16 protein-coding genes are annotated in these 14,944 nt (G+C 64.5%); 11 read left to right on the top strand and 5 right to left on the bottom strand.

Translation table 11 applies throughout. The features are described 5' to 3' along the window. Nucleotides 1-322 precede the first annotated feature (322 nt). Complete coding sequence (locus BGI27_RS11180) at nt 323-1,357, bottom strand: ABC transporter substrate-binding protein (protein WP_095524953.1); 1,035 nt, start codon at nt 1,355-1,357, stop codon at nt 323-325. A gap of 164 nt (nt 1,358-1,521) precedes the next feature. Between BGI27_RS11180 and BGI27_RS11175 the strand changes: the two genes are divergently transcribed. The 9 genes from BGI27_RS11175 to BGI27_RS11135 all read left to right on the top strand — a co-directional run bounded on the left by BGI27_RS11175 (nt 1,522) and on the right by BGI27_RS11135 (nt 9,738). Then, complete coding sequence (locus BGI27_RS11175; RefSeq protein ID WP_141239748.1) at nt 1,522-2,436, top strand: LysR family transcriptional regulator; 915 nt, start codon at nt 1,522-1,524, stop codon at nt 2,434-2,436. A 207-nt stretch (nt 2,437-2,643) separates the two neighbouring features. Next, nucleotides 2,644-3,486 (top strand): cysteine hydrolase family protein, encoded by an 843-nt coding sequence (locus BGI27_RS11170; protein ID WP_223871756.1) that lies wholly within the window; start codon nt 2,644-2,646, stop codon nt 3,484-3,486. After that, on the top strand, nt 3,483-4,514 hold the full coding sequence (locus BGI27_RS11165) for an ABC transporter substrate-binding protein (protein ID WP_095524950.1): 1,032 nt from the start codon (nt 3,483-3,485) through the stop codon (nt 4,512-4,514). The genes BGI27_RS11170 and BGI27_RS11165 overlap by 4 nt, the downstream gene beginning before the upstream one ends. 17 nt (nt 4,515-4,531) lie before the next feature. Further along, nucleotides 4,532-5,323 carry an SDR family NAD(P)-dependent oxidoreductase gene (locus BGI27_RS11160; RefSeq protein WP_095524949.1) on the top strand — a complete coding sequence of 264 codons (792 nt, stop codon included), beginning with the start codon at nt 4,532-4,534 and terminating at the stop codon, nt 5,321-5,323. A 60-nt stretch (nt 5,324-5,383) separates the two neighbouring features. After that, complete coding sequence (locus BGI27_RS11155; protein WP_095524948.1) at nt 5,384-6,859, top strand: dihydroorotase; 1,476 nt, start codon at nt 5,384-5,386, stop codon at nt 6,857-6,859. Nucleotides 6,860-6,900: 41 nt separating this feature from the next. After that, entirely contained in the window at nt 6,901-7,662 is a 762-nt protein-coding gene (locus tag BGI27_RS11150) for an ABC transporter ATP-binding protein (protein ID WP_095524947.1), read from the top strand. Continuing rightward, nucleotides 7,662-8,453 carry an ABC transporter permease gene (locus tag BGI27_RS11145; RefSeq protein ID WP_095524946.1) on the top strand — a complete coding sequence of 264 codons (792 nt, stop codon included), beginning with the start codon at nt 7,662-7,664 and terminating at the stop codon, nt 8,451-8,453. Before BGI27_RS11150 ends, BGI27_RS11145 begins: the two co-directional genes overlap by 1 nt. Nucleotides 8,454-8,614: 161 nt before the next feature. Beyond that, the gene (locus tag BGI27_RS11140; protein ID WP_095524945.1) at nt 8,615-9,205 is read left to right on the top strand and encodes an LOG family protein; all 591 of its coding nucleotides are present in this window, start codon (nt 8,615-8,617) and stop codon (nt 9,203-9,205) included. Between the two features lie 113 nt (nt 9,206-9,318). Continuing rightward, a complete protein-coding gene (locus BGI27_RS11135) occupies nt 9,319-9,738 on the top strand; it encodes a DUF3830 family protein (RefSeq protein WP_095524944.1) in 420 nt (139 codons plus the stop codon). 286 nt (nt 9,739-10,024) lie between these two features. Here BGI27_RS11135 and BGI27_RS11130 read toward each other — a convergent pair whose 3' ends face one another. Then, nucleotides 10,025-10,663, bottom strand: a complete 639-nt coding sequence (locus BGI27_RS11130; RefSeq protein WP_223871755.1) for an intradiol ring-cleavage dioxygenase — start codon at nt 10,661-10,663, stop codon at nt 10,025-10,027. Between the two features lies 1 nt (nt 10,664). Between BGI27_RS11130 and BGI27_RS18090 the strand changes: the two genes are divergently transcribed. Further along, nucleotides 10,665-10,904, top strand: coding sequence for a hypothetical protein (locus BGI27_RS18090; protein WP_223871754.1), 240 nt, complete (start codon nt 10,665-10,667; stop codon nt 10,902-10,904). Between the two features lie 304 nt (nt 10,905-11,208). On the opposite strand, the gene BGI27_RS11125 is transcribed toward BGI27_RS18090, so the two are convergent. Beyond that, complete coding sequence (locus BGI27_RS11125) at nt 11,209-12,261, bottom strand: aldo/keto reductase (RefSeq protein ID WP_095524942.1); 1,053 nt, start codon at nt 12,259-12,261, stop codon at nt 11,209-11,211. A gap of 235 nt (nt 12,262-12,496) precedes the next feature. Between BGI27_RS11125 and BGI27_RS11120 the strand changes: the two genes are divergently transcribed. After that, nucleotides 12,497-13,441, top strand: a complete 945-nt coding sequence (locus BGI27_RS11120) for an AraC family transcriptional regulator (protein WP_095524940.1) — start codon at nt 12,497-12,499, stop codon at nt 13,439-13,441. 57 nt (nt 13,442-13,498) lie between these two features. Here BGI27_RS11120 and BGI27_RS11115 read toward each other — a convergent pair whose 3' ends face one another. Both BGI27_RS11115 and BGI27_RS11110 read right to left on the bottom strand, forming a co-directional pair. Further along, the gene (locus tag BGI27_RS11115; protein WP_095524939.1) at nt 13,499-14,197 is read right to left on the bottom strand and encodes a hypothetical protein; all 699 of its coding nucleotides are present in this window, start codon (nt 14,195-14,197) and stop codon (nt 13,499-13,501) included. 81 nt (nt 14,198-14,278) lie between these two features. Continuing rightward, nucleotides 14,279-14,857: a TetR/AcrR family transcriptional regulator gene (locus tag BGI27_RS11110; protein WP_095524955.1), complete on the bottom strand. Its 579-nt coding sequence runs from the start codon at nt 14,855-14,857 to the stop codon at nt 14,279-14,281. Nucleotides 14,858-14,944: the final 87 nt, after the last annotated feature.

Genomic DNA, 14,944 nt, shown 5'->3' with positions numbered 1-14,944 from the left:
GGCTCGATGTGGGATTCGACTATGCATAGCGCTTGACGGCCAAGACGGTTGCTCATGCGTGATTGCGGATGCGGGATTGTGGCGGAAACCGGGCGGCGGTGCGCCCGGGACTCCAAGGGTATGAAGCTTAGTACCTGTTCATGATTTTTCGTTTGTCATTCAAACCCCTCCCCAGCCCTCCCCTTATCAGGGGAGGGAGCGCGTACCGGCGCGATCTGGTGTGTTCCTCCCCTGATAAGGGGAGGTCGGGAGGGGTTTTGATGCAGCAATCAGGCTTCGTTGCCTCTTGCTTTATGACATTCAAAAGATCGTAGACAGGTTCTTAGAAGGCAGCCTTGACCATGCGCTCTGCCTTGGGCGGCAGGAAGCTGCGGTCGAACACTTCGGCCGGCGCCGGGCTGCGTGGCAAGCCGTAGCTCTGGTCGAGCTGCGCGATGGCGCGGCTCATGCGGGTATCGTCCACGTCCCCTAGGCCGATGCTGGCCGTCTCCGGCGTGAGCATCAGGGTCTTCACGGTGTATTGCAGGCGGCGCTTCTCGATATCCCGGTTGATCAGCGGTTCGTTCTTCACCAGGTTGTCGATGCAGACGTCGGTCTGCGCGATGCACTCCTTCACCGCGCGGTTGATCGCACTCACCAGCCCCTTCACGGCCTGCGGCTTGTCCTTCGCAAGCTGTTTGGAGACCAGCACGCCATTGCTGTACAGATCCAGGCCCAGATCGTTGTAGTAGAACCAGCGGATGTCGCGATCCGGATCCACATTCATCGCCACCAGGTTCATGTAGCTGGTGGCCGAGAACACCGCCGAGGCATCCACCTGGTTGCGCAGCAGCATCTGCTCCTGCAGGTTGGGGGCCATGTTCAGCCAGGTCAGCTTGTTCTCGTCGATGCCGTTCTTCTTCGCCAGCGCGGTGAACACCTTCAACGCGGCAGCACCGGCCGGCGAACCGAGCTTCTTGCCTTCCACATCCTTGATCGTCTTGATCGGGCTGTCAGCCTTGGTGATCAGTGCGAAGGGCGCGCGGTTGTAGAACATGTAGACCATCACCGGCGCCTGCTCGGTGTGCAGCGCTGCGTTCTGCACGATGGCGTTCACGTCGCCGAAGCCGGCCTGGTAGGCGCCGGTCATCACCCGCGTGATCGAAGCGGCCGAGCCCTCGCCCTGGTCGATGGTCACGTCCAGCCCCTCGGCCTTGAAGTAGCCCTTGTCCTTGGCCCAATAGAACCAGGCATGCACGCCCTGGATCTTCCAGTCCAACGTGAACTTGATTTTGGTGGTTTCCTGCGCGGCGGCAGGCGTAGCCGCAAGGACACCCAGCGTAAGGCTGGCGGCCAGGACGGAGAGCGTGCGTTTCATGGGGCTTCCTTTCTGAATCGCTGTCGGGGGATATCGTGAAAAACGGGATCACGGCACCAATCTTGCTGCGTCGAGTGCAGCAATTCCATTGCCAGTTTCGTACCAACACGTTCACTTTTCCGCAACGCTCGCCATCCGCTGGCAGCCTGCCCGAGGCGCCCGTCATGTCACTCCAGTATCTGCGCATCTTCAACTACATCGACGCCATCGCCCGCAGCGGCTCGATCCGCAAGGCGGCCGAAGGCCTGTTCATCACGCCTTCCGCACTGGATCGCCGGCTGCAGGATCTGGAGGAAGATCTCGACGCCACCCTCTTCGAGCGCCACGCACGCGGCATGCGCCCCACAGCGGCCGGTGAGCTTTTCCTCAAGCATGCGCGCCAACAGCGTGCGGACTATGAGCGCCTGCGCACCGAAATCGCCCAGCTGCGCGGCCTGCATCGCGGCACCGTGAGTATTGCCGCCAGCCAGGCGCTGGCGTTCTCGCTGTTCCCCGACATCATCACGCGTTTCCGCCAGGCCAACCCCGGCATCACCTTCACCGTGCGCATCTGCGATCACGGCTCCGCCATCCAGGCTCTGCGCAGCTTCGAGGCGGATCTGGCCCTGGTCTACAACGCCCAGCCCTCGGCGGACATCAACCAGCTGCTCGAAGTGGAGCAACGCCTGTGCGCTGTGATGGCCGCTGACCATCCCTTGCTGCAACAGCCCGGCCTGCGCATGCGCGACTGCCTGCGCTACCCGCTCGCCCTGCCCGACAGCAGCCTGGGCGGCCGCATGCTGCTCGAAGCCTTCTTCGCGCGCAGCTCGCTGACGCCCAACGTGGTGCTTGAGTCCAACTCCTTCGAAATGCTGCGCAACTTCGTGCGCGGCAGCGATGCCGTCTCCTTCCAGATCCAGGTCGGCACCGCCCTGGCGCGCGCGCAGGATGGCGTGACCGCCCGCCACATCGACGACCGCGGCCTCGGCACCCGCCCGCTCACGCTCGCCCAGCTCAAGGGCCGCCATCTGCCGCTGCCGGCGATGCGCTTCGCGCAGGTGCTGCGCGAAGTACTGGCCGGCGACGAAGCGCAGGCCTGACGCGAAGAGTCGCAATGGTGCGCATGGCGCACCCTACACATCCCGCGCCACCTCATAGGGTGCGCCGTACACACCATCAACCCAGCACAGGAACCGTGGGGTGCGCCCCGCACTCGCCGCAGCACGCCCTGAGCGTTGCAAAAAACACAACGCCTCATTGAAAAACGAACGGCAGACCGAACCACTCAACCCGGATAGGCTGAAACCATGTCAAAGACCACCCGCCCCCTCGATCCGCCAATGGCCGCTGCCGCCTGTTTCGGCGCGCCGCACAACGCCTGGTGGGGCTCGCCGCGGCACGTGAGCCTGATGCGCGAGCTGCCTGCGCCGTGCCCGCTCACGCTGGCTGCCGAGCCAGCCGGGGTGCAGCTCGACCTCCGCCGCAGCGCGCTGGTGGTGATCGATATGCAGAACGATTTCTGCCATCCGCAGGGCTGGTTCGCCCAGCGCGGCATCGACATCACAGCCTGCCGCCGCCCGATCCCGGTGATCGCACAGCTGGCGCCGGCCTGGCGTGCCGCCGGCGGCCGCGTACTGTGGCTCAACTGGGGCATCCGCGCCGATCTCGCCAACCTGCCGCCCGGCGTGCTCTACAAGGGCAAGGGCGGCAACGCCGCCGCCGTCGGCTACGGCGAAATTTCGCCCGAGGATCACGGCCCCTCGCTGGTGCAGGGCAGCTGGGGCGCTGGGCTCATCGACGGGCTCCAGGCCGACCCGGCCGATCTGCTGATCTACAAGCACCGGCTCTCCGGCTTCTTCGACAGCGAACTGGATGGTGTGCTGCGCGCACAGGGCATCACCAGCCTGCTGTTCGCCGGCATCAACACCGACCGCTGCGTGTATTCCACGCTGCAGGACGCCGCCTTCCTCGGCTACGACTGCCTGCTCGTGCGCGATGCCTGCGACACGCCCTCGCCCGCCCACGTCAGCGACGCGATCCATTTCCTCGTGCGCCTGCTGCACGGCTTCCTCACCGACAGCGCGGCACTCACCGCCGCGCTGGCCGGGCTTTCCACCCCCACCCCACAACCTTCGAGGGACGCATCATGAAGATTGCCCGTCACTGTTCGGCGCTGCTGCTCGCACTCGCCGCTTCCGTAGCCCTGCTACCTGGCGCCGCCAGTGCGCAGACCAAGCTGAAGATGGTGCTCAACTGGAAGTACGAAGGCCCGCAGGCCTGGTTCTTCCTCGCCCAGGACAAGGGCTACTTCAAGGCCGAGGGGCTGGACGTGAGCATCGATCAGGGCGAAGGCTCGGCAGCCTCGATTCCCAAGGTCGCCAGCGGCGCCTATGACGTCGGCTTCGGCGACATGTCCGCCCTGATCGATCTGGCGGCCAAGCATCCGGACAACGCGCCGGTGGCCACCTACATGCTTTACAACGTCACGCCCTTCGTCGTCGCGGTGAAGAAGGACAGCCCGATCAAGACGCTGAAGGATCTGGAAGGCCGCACCGTGGGCGGCCCCACCACCGATGGCGCGCTGAAGCTCTTCCCCGTCGTGGCCAAGGCCGCCGGCGTCGATCCCGCCAAAGTAAAGATCACCAACATGGCCGCCAACCTGCGCGAGCAGATGCTGATGCGCGGGCAGGTCGACGCCGCCTTCGGCTACACGCTCACCGTCACCTTCGCCGCCAAGGCCATGGGCATCGATCCGGACAAGGAACTGCGCTTCATCGATTACGCCGACTACGGCATCGACTCCTACTCCAACGCCCTCTTCTTCTCGAAGAAGCTGATCCAGGAGAACCCGAAGGCCGTGGCCGGCTTCGTGCGCGCGCTCAACCGCGCCATCAAGGAAGTGATTGCCGACCCGGATGCCGGCATGGAGCACGTGATGAAGCGCGAGCCGCTGCTCAAGCGCGACGTGGAGAAGGAAAAGCTGGTCGCCACCTATTCGCGCCAGATGAACCATCCCGAGATCAACAAGAACGGCTTCGGCGACGTGGATGACGCCCGCCTCAAACGCAACATCGATCTGGTCGTCAGCGCCGGCGGCCTGAACCGTACCCCCACCCTGGAAGAAGTTTTCGACCGCCGTTTCCTGCCGCCGCGCAGCGAACGCCCGGCGAACTTCTGAACACGACGGAGAGCACGATGAATCTGGAATTGAAGGACAAGGTTGTACTGATCACCGGCCCGGCCAAGGGCATGGGCCGTGCGATCAGCCTCGCATTCGCCCGCGAGGGAGCCAGGCTGGTGCTGGTGGGGCGCGATCTCGCCGCCATCGAGCCGGTAGCGGCTGAAGCCCGCAGCCTCGGCGTCGAGGCCCTGGTGCTGGGCTGTGACATCACCCAGGGCACGCAGGTGGCCGCCACCACGCAACAGGCGCTGGCCCGCTTCGGCCGCATCGACGTACTGGTCAACGTGGCCGGGGGCTCCGGCCCCATCGGCAAGACCGGCTGGGAAACCACGCAGGAAGAGTTCGAGCAGATCGTGCAGCTCAACATGACCGGCTGCTTCAACACCATGCAGGCCGTGCTGCCCGGCATGATCGCGCGTGGCGACGGCAAGGTGGTGAATGTCGGCTGCACCTTCGGCATGCGTGGCCGTGCCGGTCGCATGGCCTACTCGGCCAGCAAATGGGGGCTGCGCGGCATCACCAAGAGCTTCGCGCTGGAAGCCGGCCCGCATGGCATCAACGTCAACTGCGTGGCGCCCGGCATGGTCGATGGCCCGCGTTTCCGCGAGAAGGTGTGCGCCAACATGGCCAAGAAGCTGGGCGTCAGCCTGGAAGAAGCAATGCGCCGCCACGCCGAGGATTACGCACTGCGCCGCGTCTCCACCGATCAGGACGTCGCCAATGCCTGCCTCTTCCTCGCCAGCGACGTCTCACGCCAGATCACCGGCGTGGACCTGCCGGTGGATGGCGGCTGGGCGATGCTCTGATCCCCCGGACACACCGGAATGAACACGAACGGAAACCCCAGACAGCAGGAGACTCTCCCCATGCCCACAGTTGATCTCGTCATCCGCGGCGGCCAGGTCGTATCGCCGGAGGCCATCATCCCGGCCTCGGTGGCCATCGACGACGGCCGCATCGTCGCCGTCGGCCACGACGATCTGATGCCCGCCGGCCGCGAGGAATTCCGCGCCGACAGCCTCTACCTGCTGCCCGGCGCCATCGACAGCCACGTGCACTTCCGCGACCCCGGCTATCCGCACAAGGAAACCTGGGCCACCGGCTCCGCCGCTGCGGCCTGCGGCGGCGTCACCACGGTGTTCGACATGCCCAACACCAAGCCGCCCACCGGCTCGGTGGAAGCGCTGCAGATGAAACTGCGCGCAGCCGAATCCTCCTACGTCGATTTCGGCATTCATGCCCTGCTCGGCGACGACACCATCGACGTGCTGGAAGATCTGCTCGAACACGGCGCCACCAGCTTCAAGGCCTTCGTCGGCAATACCTTCGGCAACCTGCCCGCACCCACCGACGGCGCGCTGCTCGAAGCCTTCGAGATCCTCGCGCCGCTGGGCATCCGCACCACGGTGCATGCCGAGAATTCCTCCATCATGGCGCGCCGCCAGAAACGCATGGAAGAGGCCGGCCGCATCGATTCGCAAGCCCACCTCGCTGCCCGCCCGGAAGTGTGCGAAATCGAGGCGGTGAGCCGCATCGTGCATTTTGCCGAATGGACCGGCGCCCGCATCCACGTGGCGCACCAGAGTTCGGCCGATGCACTGTGGGTGATCCGCGAGGCCAAGCGGCGCGGCGTGGACATCACCGTCGAGACCTGCCCGCAATATCTGCTGCTCAACACCGAAGACATGATCCGCCTGGGCGGCGTGCTGCGCGTCAATCCGCCGATCCGCGACGCACGCCACAACCAGCCACTGTGGGACGCGCTGTGCGACGGCACCGTGGACATGATCGCCACCGACCACGCCCCGCACGCCATCGACGAAAAGCTGCGCGACAGCATCTGGACCTGCGATTGCGGCTTCCCCGGCGTGGAAACGCAGATGGCGCTGATGCTCTCGGAAGTGAACAAGGGCCGCGCCACGCTGATGGACTACGTGCGCTGGAGCTCGGTGGCACCCGTCAGGGCCTGGGGCCTCTATGGCAGCAAGGGCGTGATCGCCCCCGGCGCGCATGCCGACATCGCCATCGTCGACATGAACCGCCAGGGCGTACTCTCCCACGGCCTGTTGCAGACCATCGGCAAGCTCTCCCCCTGGAATGGCCGCTTCGTGCAGGGCTACCCGCTGCACACGCTGGTGCGCGGCCGCTTCGTGATGCGCGAAGGCAAGCTGGTGACCGAGGCCCGTGGCTGGGGCCGATCGGTGAAGAGCATCCAGAAGATGCCCGTGCCACAGCCGCGCAACGTGCCCAGCGCCACCCGCAACATCCTGCAGGCACCAACCGGCGCCCCGCAGGACGCCCGCCCACAGGTGGACGCCGTCACGCCCGCCCATCTGCGCTGATGCGCAGCCCGCCAGCCCCACGCCTCCGGAGACAAGCCACCATGAACCGCCCCTTCATCGAACTCTCGGATGTCACCCTGCGTTACGGCCGCAGCGACAACCCCGAGGCCACGTTGGCCCTGGCCCGCACCACGCTCAGCATCGACGACGGTGATTTCGTCGCCCTCGTCGGCCCCAGCGGCTGCGGCAAATCCACCATCCTCAAGCTGATCGGCGGCCTGCTCACGCCCAGCTCCGGCGGCGTGGTGGTGAATGGGCGCGAGGTCGGCGATCCGCGCCGTGCGCGCATCGGGCTGGCTTTCCAGAATCCCACGATGCTGCCCTGGCTCACCATCCGCGACAACGTGATGATGCCGCTGAAGATCGTCGAGCCCTTCCGCAGCGCTTACCGCCGCATGAAGCACAGCGAATACGCCGACCGCGCCGAGGCCTTGCTCGCTGCCGTGGGCCTCAAGGGCTTCGGCGCCAAGCGCCCCTGGCAGCTCTCCGGTGGCATGCTGCAGCGTGCCTCGCTGTGCCGCGCGCTGATCCACGAACCGCAACTGCTGCTGCTCGACGAACCCTTCGGTGCGCTGGACCAATTCACCCGCGAAGCAGCCTATCTCGCCAACCGCATCTGCGTGATGAGCGCCCGCCCGGGGCGCATCCTGGAAGACCGCATGGTCGGCTTCCCGCGCCCGCGCGACGTCGCCATGAGCTACGCGCCGGAATTCTCCGAACTCGTGCAGGCCTTGCGCCTGCGCATCGCCGAAGCACGCGCGCCGGGCGAGCCCCCGGCCACGCCCACAGAGGAGGCCGCCTGATGAACGCTCTGACATCCCTCTCGCCCCGGCTGCGCCAGCGCCTGATGTCCGCCGCCGCCATCGTCGCCCTGTTCCTGCTGTGGGAGCTGGCCTGCGTGGCCTTCAAGGTTTCCAGCATCGTGCTGCCCCGACCGAGCGAAATCTTCACGGTGCTGTTCACCAAGCTGCCGCTGATGTGGCCGCACGCCACGCAGACGCTCTACACCACGCTGCTGGGCTTCGCGCTCGGCACGCTGGCCGGCGTGCTGATCGGCGCGGTGATCGGCATGAGCCGCGTCGCCTACGATGTGGCCTATCCCATCCTGGTCGGCTTCTCCTCGATCCCGAAAGTGGCGGTGGTGCCGATCTTCGTGGTCTGGTTCGGCGCCGGCACGGTGCCCGCCGTGCTCACCTCGATGGTGATCTGCATGTTCCCGGTGGTGGTCAACATCGCCACCGGCCTCGCGCACACCGAGCCGGAACTGCAGGACGTGCTCAAGGTGCTCGGTGCGCGCAAGCTGGATATTCTGTGGAACGTCGGCCTGCCGCGCACCCTGCCCTACCTCTTCGCCTCGCTGAAGATCGCGCTCACGCTGGCCTTCGTCGGCACCGTGCTGGCCGAGACCATCGCCGCCAACAAGGGCATCGGCAACATGATGATGATCGCCAGCGGCAACTTCGACGTGCCCCTGGTGTTCGCCGGCCTGTTCATCCTCGCCGCGATGGGTGTGGCACTCTACGTGGCCTCCGCGCTGATCGAACGCCGCTTCACCGGCTGGGCCCAGCGCGGCAACGAACTGCCCAATGGCTGAGGCGACAGCGCCGGACGTGACCTCAGCCCGGCATGCGCCGGAATGACGTCGCCCTGAATCGTCAGGTTGCCAGCGATACGACCGCACACAGAACACGACCACGCGCAAAACGCTTCACGCCAGGTACTGTCGAACCTGCCCGATCGAAAGGAAGGCACAACATGAAATTACGCAGCATCGCCGTCTATTGCGGCTCCAATTTCGGCGCCTCGCCGGTCTATGCCGAAGGCGCCCGCGCGCTGGGCAGCACGCTGGCCGGCCTGGGCATCACCCTGGTCTATGGCGGCACACACAAGGGCCTGATGGGCGTGGTAGCCGATGCCGTGCTGGCGGCGGGTGGCCAGGCGCACGGCGTGATCAGCCAGCGCCTGTTCGACCGCGGCCACCTGCACCCGCAGCTCACCCGCCACGAGATCACGCCCGACATGCGCAGCCGCAAGGCCCGCATGGCCGAGCTGGCCGATGGCTTCATCGCCCTGCCCGGCGGCATGGGCACGCTGGAAGAACTCTTCGAAGTCGCCACGCTGGCACAGCTGGGCGATCTGGTGAAGCCCAGCGCCGTGCTCAACATCAACGGTTTCTACGACCCGATGCGCGCGATGCTGGAGAACATGGCGCGCGAGGAATTCATGCGCATCGAGCACGCCGACATGATCCTGCTCGACGCCGACCCGAAGCGCCTCATCGAGCGCATGGAAAGCTGGCAGCGCCCCACGGTGGAGAAATGGTTCCCCACTAAGTCCGCCGCCTGAGCGATAGATCCCCTGGCGCACACGAGCCCGCTACGCGCAGACCGTCATCCCGGCGAAAGCCGGGATCCAGGCAATCCCCCAATCCCTTTTCACCCATCCGAACCCCGACCATCATGAGCACCCGAATCCGCATCACCGCCGGAGATTTCAGCTTCATCGCCGAAACCCACCCCGAAGCGCCGCAGACAGTGGCCGCCTTCCTGAAACTGCTGCCCTACCGCCAGAAACTGATCCACGTGCGCTGGAGCGGCGAGGGTTGCTGGATCCCGATGGGCGACTTCAAGCTGGGCGTGGATTTCGAGAACCACACCAGCCATCCTTCGGTGGGCGACATCCTGTTCTATCCCGGTGGCTACAGCGAAACCGAGATCATCATGGCCTACGGCGCCTGCTCGTTCTCCAGCAAACTCGGCCAGCTTGCGGGCAACCATTTCCTCACCGTCGTGGAGGGCAAGGAAAACCTGCGCGCGCTGGGCATGAAATGCCTGTGGGAAGGCGCGCAGGAAATCGTCTTCGAGCGCCTGGAGGGCTGACGAAGATTAGGCGACAAGCCAGCCCTGCGGCATCCGTTTGCACGTAATCCGCCGAGGACCGCACGGGCTTCAAACTCCGGGCTGCGGCGCCACCGCAGCTTCAGCGCCTGTTCATGACCTTTTTTTGTCATTTATTCGCCCTTCGACAAGCTCAGAGCCTGCCCCGGACCCGATCCGGAGACGAACGGTTTCCATGAGCCGAGCCCGTGTCTGAATCCCGTTCGTGCCGAGGCACCGAAGCATGAATGGGCGCCAGAACTACATTTCCGGGATCGTGAACGGCCTCTCAGACAGCCACGCTAACCTGCAAGGCGGCGGTATAGCCTGCAGAGACGCTGCCAGTGACGGTAGCCAGCTGATGGGCTGCACTGTCTTCGCCGAAGACATTGTCGGTCGCCAGCGTGATCGAACCGAAATTGCCGAGGCTGCTGCTGTAACCGCTGGCCGTGGCGTACACCGTCGAGCAGACCGCGGAAGGCAGGGCGAGCTGCGACGTCTTGATATCGTTGTTCCCGCTGACCGCCTGTGCCAGCGAACTGTAGACCTCGAAATGGATGTGCGGCCAGCGACCGCTGTAACACCCGGGAAAGATGCTGGTGAAGGTGATCTGGCCATTGGCATCGCTGACCTGCACACCGCGCAGATAGTTCTGCGCAGTGATTCCGCTGGAATACAAGGAATAGAGGCCATCGCGCGTGCAATGCCAGAGATACACCGCATAGCCTTCCAGCGGCTGGCATGAGGCATCGGTCAGCGTCAGCACGATCTCCAGCGGCACGCCGGCAGCCGTACCGCTGTAGCTGCCGAAACTCGAAGTGATGTCGCTGCGCACGATGCCGCTCTGCGTGAGCACGTTCACCAAGCCGCTGCTGTTGCTGTTGGTGCCGTCTCCTGGATAAGGCCCTGCCGTCTCCTCCGGAGTCACCGTGCAGCTGTTGGCACTGCTGGACGAGGTACTCGAAGCGCTGGACGAGCTGGATGAAACGCTCGAAGTACTCGAAGCACGGGTCGAGGAAGACGCTGAAGAAGATGCGCTGGCGGCGCTGGCCGAAGCGTTGCCGCCGCCACCTCCGCAAGCCTCCAGCAGGGTCAGCAACCCGAAGCCGCCAAGGCCTTCGAGCAAGAGGCGACGCCGCCTGTCTGGCGACAGACTGGAAAAAGACTGATTCATGTTGGCTCTCCGCGGGTTTTCCGGACCGCCCACGCGCAACGTCCTTGCGTCACGTTCATGGTCGGTCCCTGGGGCATGCGGTCATCTGCCGCATTACCTGCCATCTTGCCCAGAGAACTTGTTAAACAGTTATAAGCCTTCCTGCAGGGCCGAATGGCCTCATGCTGCCTGCTGCAGACCCATCTAGCTCCGCTCAAGCCTTGCCGCCGGATCGAGCCCGGCAGCACGAACGGGGGCGGGCACCTGACCGCCCCATCGTCACCTGGCGAACCGGACGTCCAGTTCGCCTCGCCGGGAAATCAGCGCACTCCGGCATCCTGCAGTTGCTGCCGACGATAGCCCCCCTGACGCTCCAGCATCCAGCCCGGGTATTCGGACGGCAGCGCGCTCACGGCATCCAGGGTCGCCAGTTCCTCGGCAGACAGCACCACCTGCGTGGCCGCAAGGTTGTCATCGAGCTGCGAGACGCGCTTGGCACCGATGATCACGCTGCTCACTACCGGCTGGTGCAGCAGCCAGGCCAGCGCGATCTGCGCCACTGACACGCCGCGCGCATCGGCAATCGCGCGCATGGCATCGATGCAGTCGAAGCCGCGTGCCTTGTCCACGGGCGGGAAATCGAAGGTGGTGCGGCGCGCACCGGCCTCGCCCGCGCCATCGCGCGAAAACTTGCCGGACAGGAAGCCGCCGGCCAGCGGGCTCCACACCATCAGCCCGACCTTCTCGGATTGCAGCATCGGTACGATCTCGCGCTCTAGATCCCGCCCGGCAATCGTGTAGTAAGCCTGCAAGGATTCAAAGCGCGCCAGGCCCAGCCGCTCGGAGATCCCCAGCGCCTTGGCGATCTGCCAGGCCGCCCAGTTGGAAACGCCGAGATAGCGCACATGCCCCTGGCGCACCAGATCGTCCAGCGCGCGCAAGGCTTCCTCCATCGGCGTGGCCGGGTCGAAGCCGTGGATCTGGTACAGGTCGACATGATCAAGTTGCAGCCGCGCGAGGCTGCCTTTCAGCGAATCGACGATGTGATAGCGCGACATGCCGCGCGAATTGACGCCCTTGGTGCCGGCCTCGCCGAACACCTTGGTGGCCACCACCACGTTCTCGCGCGGCACCTTGAGATTCTTCAGCGCCTGCCCGGTCATGATCTCCGAACGCCCTTCGGAGTACACATCCGCCGTGTCGATGAAATTGATGCCGCCTTCCAGCGCGCGGCCCACCAGGCCATCCACCTCGGCCTGCTCCAGCCGGCCGATATGGCCCCACATGCTGCCTTCGGCACCACCGAAGGTCATGGTGCCCAAACACAGTTCCGAAACGAAGAGGCCGGTATTGCCGAATTTTCTGTAACGCATGTGCTGCTCCTTGATCGCTGGGGAAGGGTAAGAAAGACGCTATGCAGTATGCGGCGGCCACCGTCGGCCGGGCAGTCATGATCCTGCTGGATATCTGCCTGATCCTGCAAAACTGCGGACTTCGCATCCGCAACCGCCAGCCTGCGCGTGTAAGCTGCACCAACCAGCATCACCACCGGCGGCCCGACTGCGGCCCTTGCTGGAATGCAGTCCGCACAAGCCCCTGGAGGCCCTAATGCCAGCACCTGGAAATGCGCCAGCCATCATCGACAGCAGCCTCGACGCCGCGCGGCAGGCACTTGTCGATCTGCTCGATCGCCTGACGCAGGGGATCGAAGGCAGCACCGGCACCGCAATATCCGGCCTTGTCATCCACCGGATCCTGAAGCCGTACAGCCCGCATCATTCGGTGCAGACACCCGCCTTCGGGCTCATCGCCCAGGGATCGAAAACCGTGTTGATGGGTGAGCAGACCTATACCTATGACGCCCTGAACTACCTGCTCACCTCGGTGGACGTGCCAGTCTGCGGCAAGATCAGCGCGGCCAGCCCACAGAAGCCGTATCTGGGCCTGCGCCTGGATCTGGAGCTGGACGTGATCGCCGGTCTGATCCACGAAATGGATGAAGCGGACCGGTCTGTCGACGAGCGCAGCGAAATCTGCCGCGCCGTGAATGTGCACCGCCTGGACCGCCCGCTGCTGGATGCCGTGCAGCGCCTGCTGCACCTGCTCGATACCCCGGCCGACATCCCGGTGCTCGCCCCGATGATCAAGCGCGAGATCTTCTACCGCCTGCTTGGCAGCAGCCACCGGCTACGCCAGATCGCCCTGCACGATAGCCAGACCCAGCGCATCGCCAAAGCCATCCGCCTGTTGCGCGAGCAATACGATCAACCCCTGAGCATCGAGGCCATCGCGCGCGGCGTGCATATGAGTTCCTCTTCGCTGCATCACCACTTCAAGGCCATCACCAGCATGAGCCCGCTGCAATTCCAGAAGCAGCTCCGCCTGCAGGAAGCCCGTCGTCTGCTTTTCGTCGACGACCTCGACATCGCCCTTGCCGCCCGGCGTGTCGGTTACGAAAGCGCCTCTCAGTTCAGCCGCGAATACAGCCGTTTCTGCGGCAACGCGCCGTCGAGAGACAAGCGACGATGGCTGGGAGAAGAAGAACGGGTTTAGGAGGCGTCCGCCACCCGGGTGGCATTTTCAGAGATTCATGAAAGTGCACGGCCTCTTCTAGCTCAGTGAAATTCCCGCCAATTGCCCTCCAGCGTGAAACCCGAGCGTGGCTTGCGGCGACGCGGCGTTGCCGGACAGCAGGCTGCTGTATTTCGCCAGAACGGCGTCTAGCTCCCGTTTGTTTGCAGCACGTTGATATTCACTTTGGAATTCAACGGATTCATCCAATACCTGCTTGAACTCCGTCAAGGCACTGAGGGTGCTTAATTCCCGTGCCATTCCTGGCGTTTCCTCCAGTGCTGTCCTCAGTTTCTCGGCATAGGGATAGTCCGCAGGAAACACGGGCTGCCCCTGACTATCAAAGGAGATACTTGAGGGCGCCTCTGGAATGCCATTCTTGGCAAGGAATGCAGGGAATGCCTTTGAGACATGCGCGCTCAACGCATCGATGTTCTGCTGCGTGGGCATCAGCAAGGGGGGCAGTTCCGCTGCGGGATTGGCAGGCGTCGACGAAAAATACTGATCGATATCGAGCTCGACTCTCCCCTTGTCTGTGTCGAATGAGCTTAGTGCGGAGGCCGCTGCTGGCGCCGGATTGGCGCGCGCCTCGTTTGCCAGCAAGCTCCGGGCTGCATCGGAAACACTTACCTTTTCGGCAGAATTTGCCGCCTCAGGGGTCTGAATTTGCCGCGGGACGGTCTGCCTGTTCGTCGCCTGATAAAGCGAAGCTGCGGCACCAAGGCCTTGAATGCTCATGCGCGTCTCCTGCTCCCTGTTGTGGAGCGGTATTACGCATCAACCATGCCATCAACCGGTTCGCAATGCAGGCCTGGCGGTCTAGTCCGCCGCGATACTCCCCAGCCGCTCCCTCACAGCCTGCAGGATTTCGTCTGAGAAATCCGTGTCGTCCGCTGCACGTGCGAGCACCAGTGCGCCTACCATCGCGGCCAGCGTGGTGATCGCCTGCTGCCTCTTTGCGAGCTCATCCTGGCCTTTGACCAGTCGTGCCAGCCCAGCCACGAAACGCCGGATGCCCGCCGTGATCATCGCGCGCACCGGCGCCCCCTGATGCGCGCTGGCCGCGGCCAGTGCCGCCATCACGCATCCCTTGCCCGGGTTGTCGCGATGCGAGGCCGACAGGTAGTGCGCAAGATAGGGCTGGAGCATGTGCTTGCCATACTCGGCCTCCAGCCGGTTCCAGTCCGTCGCGCTCTCATCCCGAGCGCGCGCCACCGCCTGTGCCATCAGGTCTTCCTTGGAACTGAAATGCCCATAGAAGCCCCCATGGGTGAAGCCTGCCGCCTTCATCAGGTCGGCAACACCGATCCCGTCAAAGCCACGTTCACGAAACAGTTGCGCTGCGCAGCCCAGAATCCGTTCGCGGTTCTCGGCCGCCTGCTCCTTGCTCACTCTCACGCTGGCCTCCTTCCTGAGCATGCCTGAAGTTCTGCTTGACATTATAAATGATGTACGTCATCAATATAAACATGATGATCGTCATCA

Source organism: Candidatus Dactylopiibacterium carminicum, from assembly GCF_014736495.1.
Taxonomy (GTDB): Bacteria; Pseudomonadota; Gammaproteobacteria; order Burkholderiales; family Rhodocyclaceae; genus Uliginosibacterium; species Uliginosibacterium carminicum.
This window is presented reverse-complemented; position numbering and strand designations above follow the sequence as displayed.

Excerpts from the sequence above, each read along its gene's own strand:
- BGI27_RS11180 (WP_095524953.1), bottom strand. The coding sequence starts at position 1,357 with ATGAAACGCACGCTCTCCGTCCTGGCCGCCAGCCTTACGCTGGGTGTC.
- BGI27_RS11175 (WP_141239748.1), top strand. The coding sequence starts at position 1,522 with ATGTCACTCCAGTATCTGCGCATCTTCAACTACATCGACGCCATCGCC.
- BGI27_RS11170 (WP_223871756.1), top strand. The coding sequence starts at position 2,644 with ATGTCAAAGACCACCCGCCCCCTCGATCCGCCAATGGCCGCTGCCGCC.
- BGI27_RS11165 (WP_095524950.1), top strand. The coding sequence starts at position 3,483 with ATGAAGATTGCCCGTCACTGTTCGGCGCTGCTGCTCGCACTCGCCGCT.
- BGI27_RS11160 (WP_095524949.1), top strand. The coding sequence starts at position 4,532 with ATGAATCTGGAATTGAAGGACAAGGTTGTACTGATCACCGGCCCGGCC.
- BGI27_RS11155 (WP_095524948.1), top strand. The coding sequence starts at position 5,384 with ATGCCCACAGTTGATCTCGTCATCCGCGGCGGCCAGGTCGTATCGCCG.
- BGI27_RS11150 (WP_095524947.1), top strand. The coding sequence starts at position 6,901 with ATGAACCGCCCCTTCATCGAACTCTCGGATGTCACCCTGCGTTACGGC.
- BGI27_RS11145 (WP_095524946.1), top strand. The coding sequence starts at position 7,662 with ATGAACGCTCTGACATCCCTCTCGCCCCGGCTGCGCCAGCGCCTGATG.
- BGI27_RS11140 (WP_095524945.1), top strand. The coding sequence starts at position 8,615 with ATGAAATTACGCAGCATCGCCGTCTATTGCGGCTCCAATTTCGGCGCC.
- BGI27_RS11135 (WP_095524944.1), top strand. The coding sequence starts at position 9,319 with ATGAGCACCCGAATCCGCATCACCGCCGGAGATTTCAGCTTCATCGCC.
- BGI27_RS11125 (WP_095524942.1), bottom strand. The coding sequence starts at position 12,261 with ATGCGTTACAGAAAATTCGGCAATACCGGCCTCTTCGTTTCGGAACTG.
- BGI27_RS11120 (WP_095524940.1), top strand. The coding sequence starts at position 12,497 with ATGCCAGCACCTGGAAATGCGCCAGCCATCATCGACAGCAGCCTCGAC.
- BGI27_RS11115 (WP_095524939.1), bottom strand. The coding sequence starts at position 14,197 with ATGAGCATTCAAGGCCTTGGTGCCGCAGCTTCGCTTTATCAGGCGACG.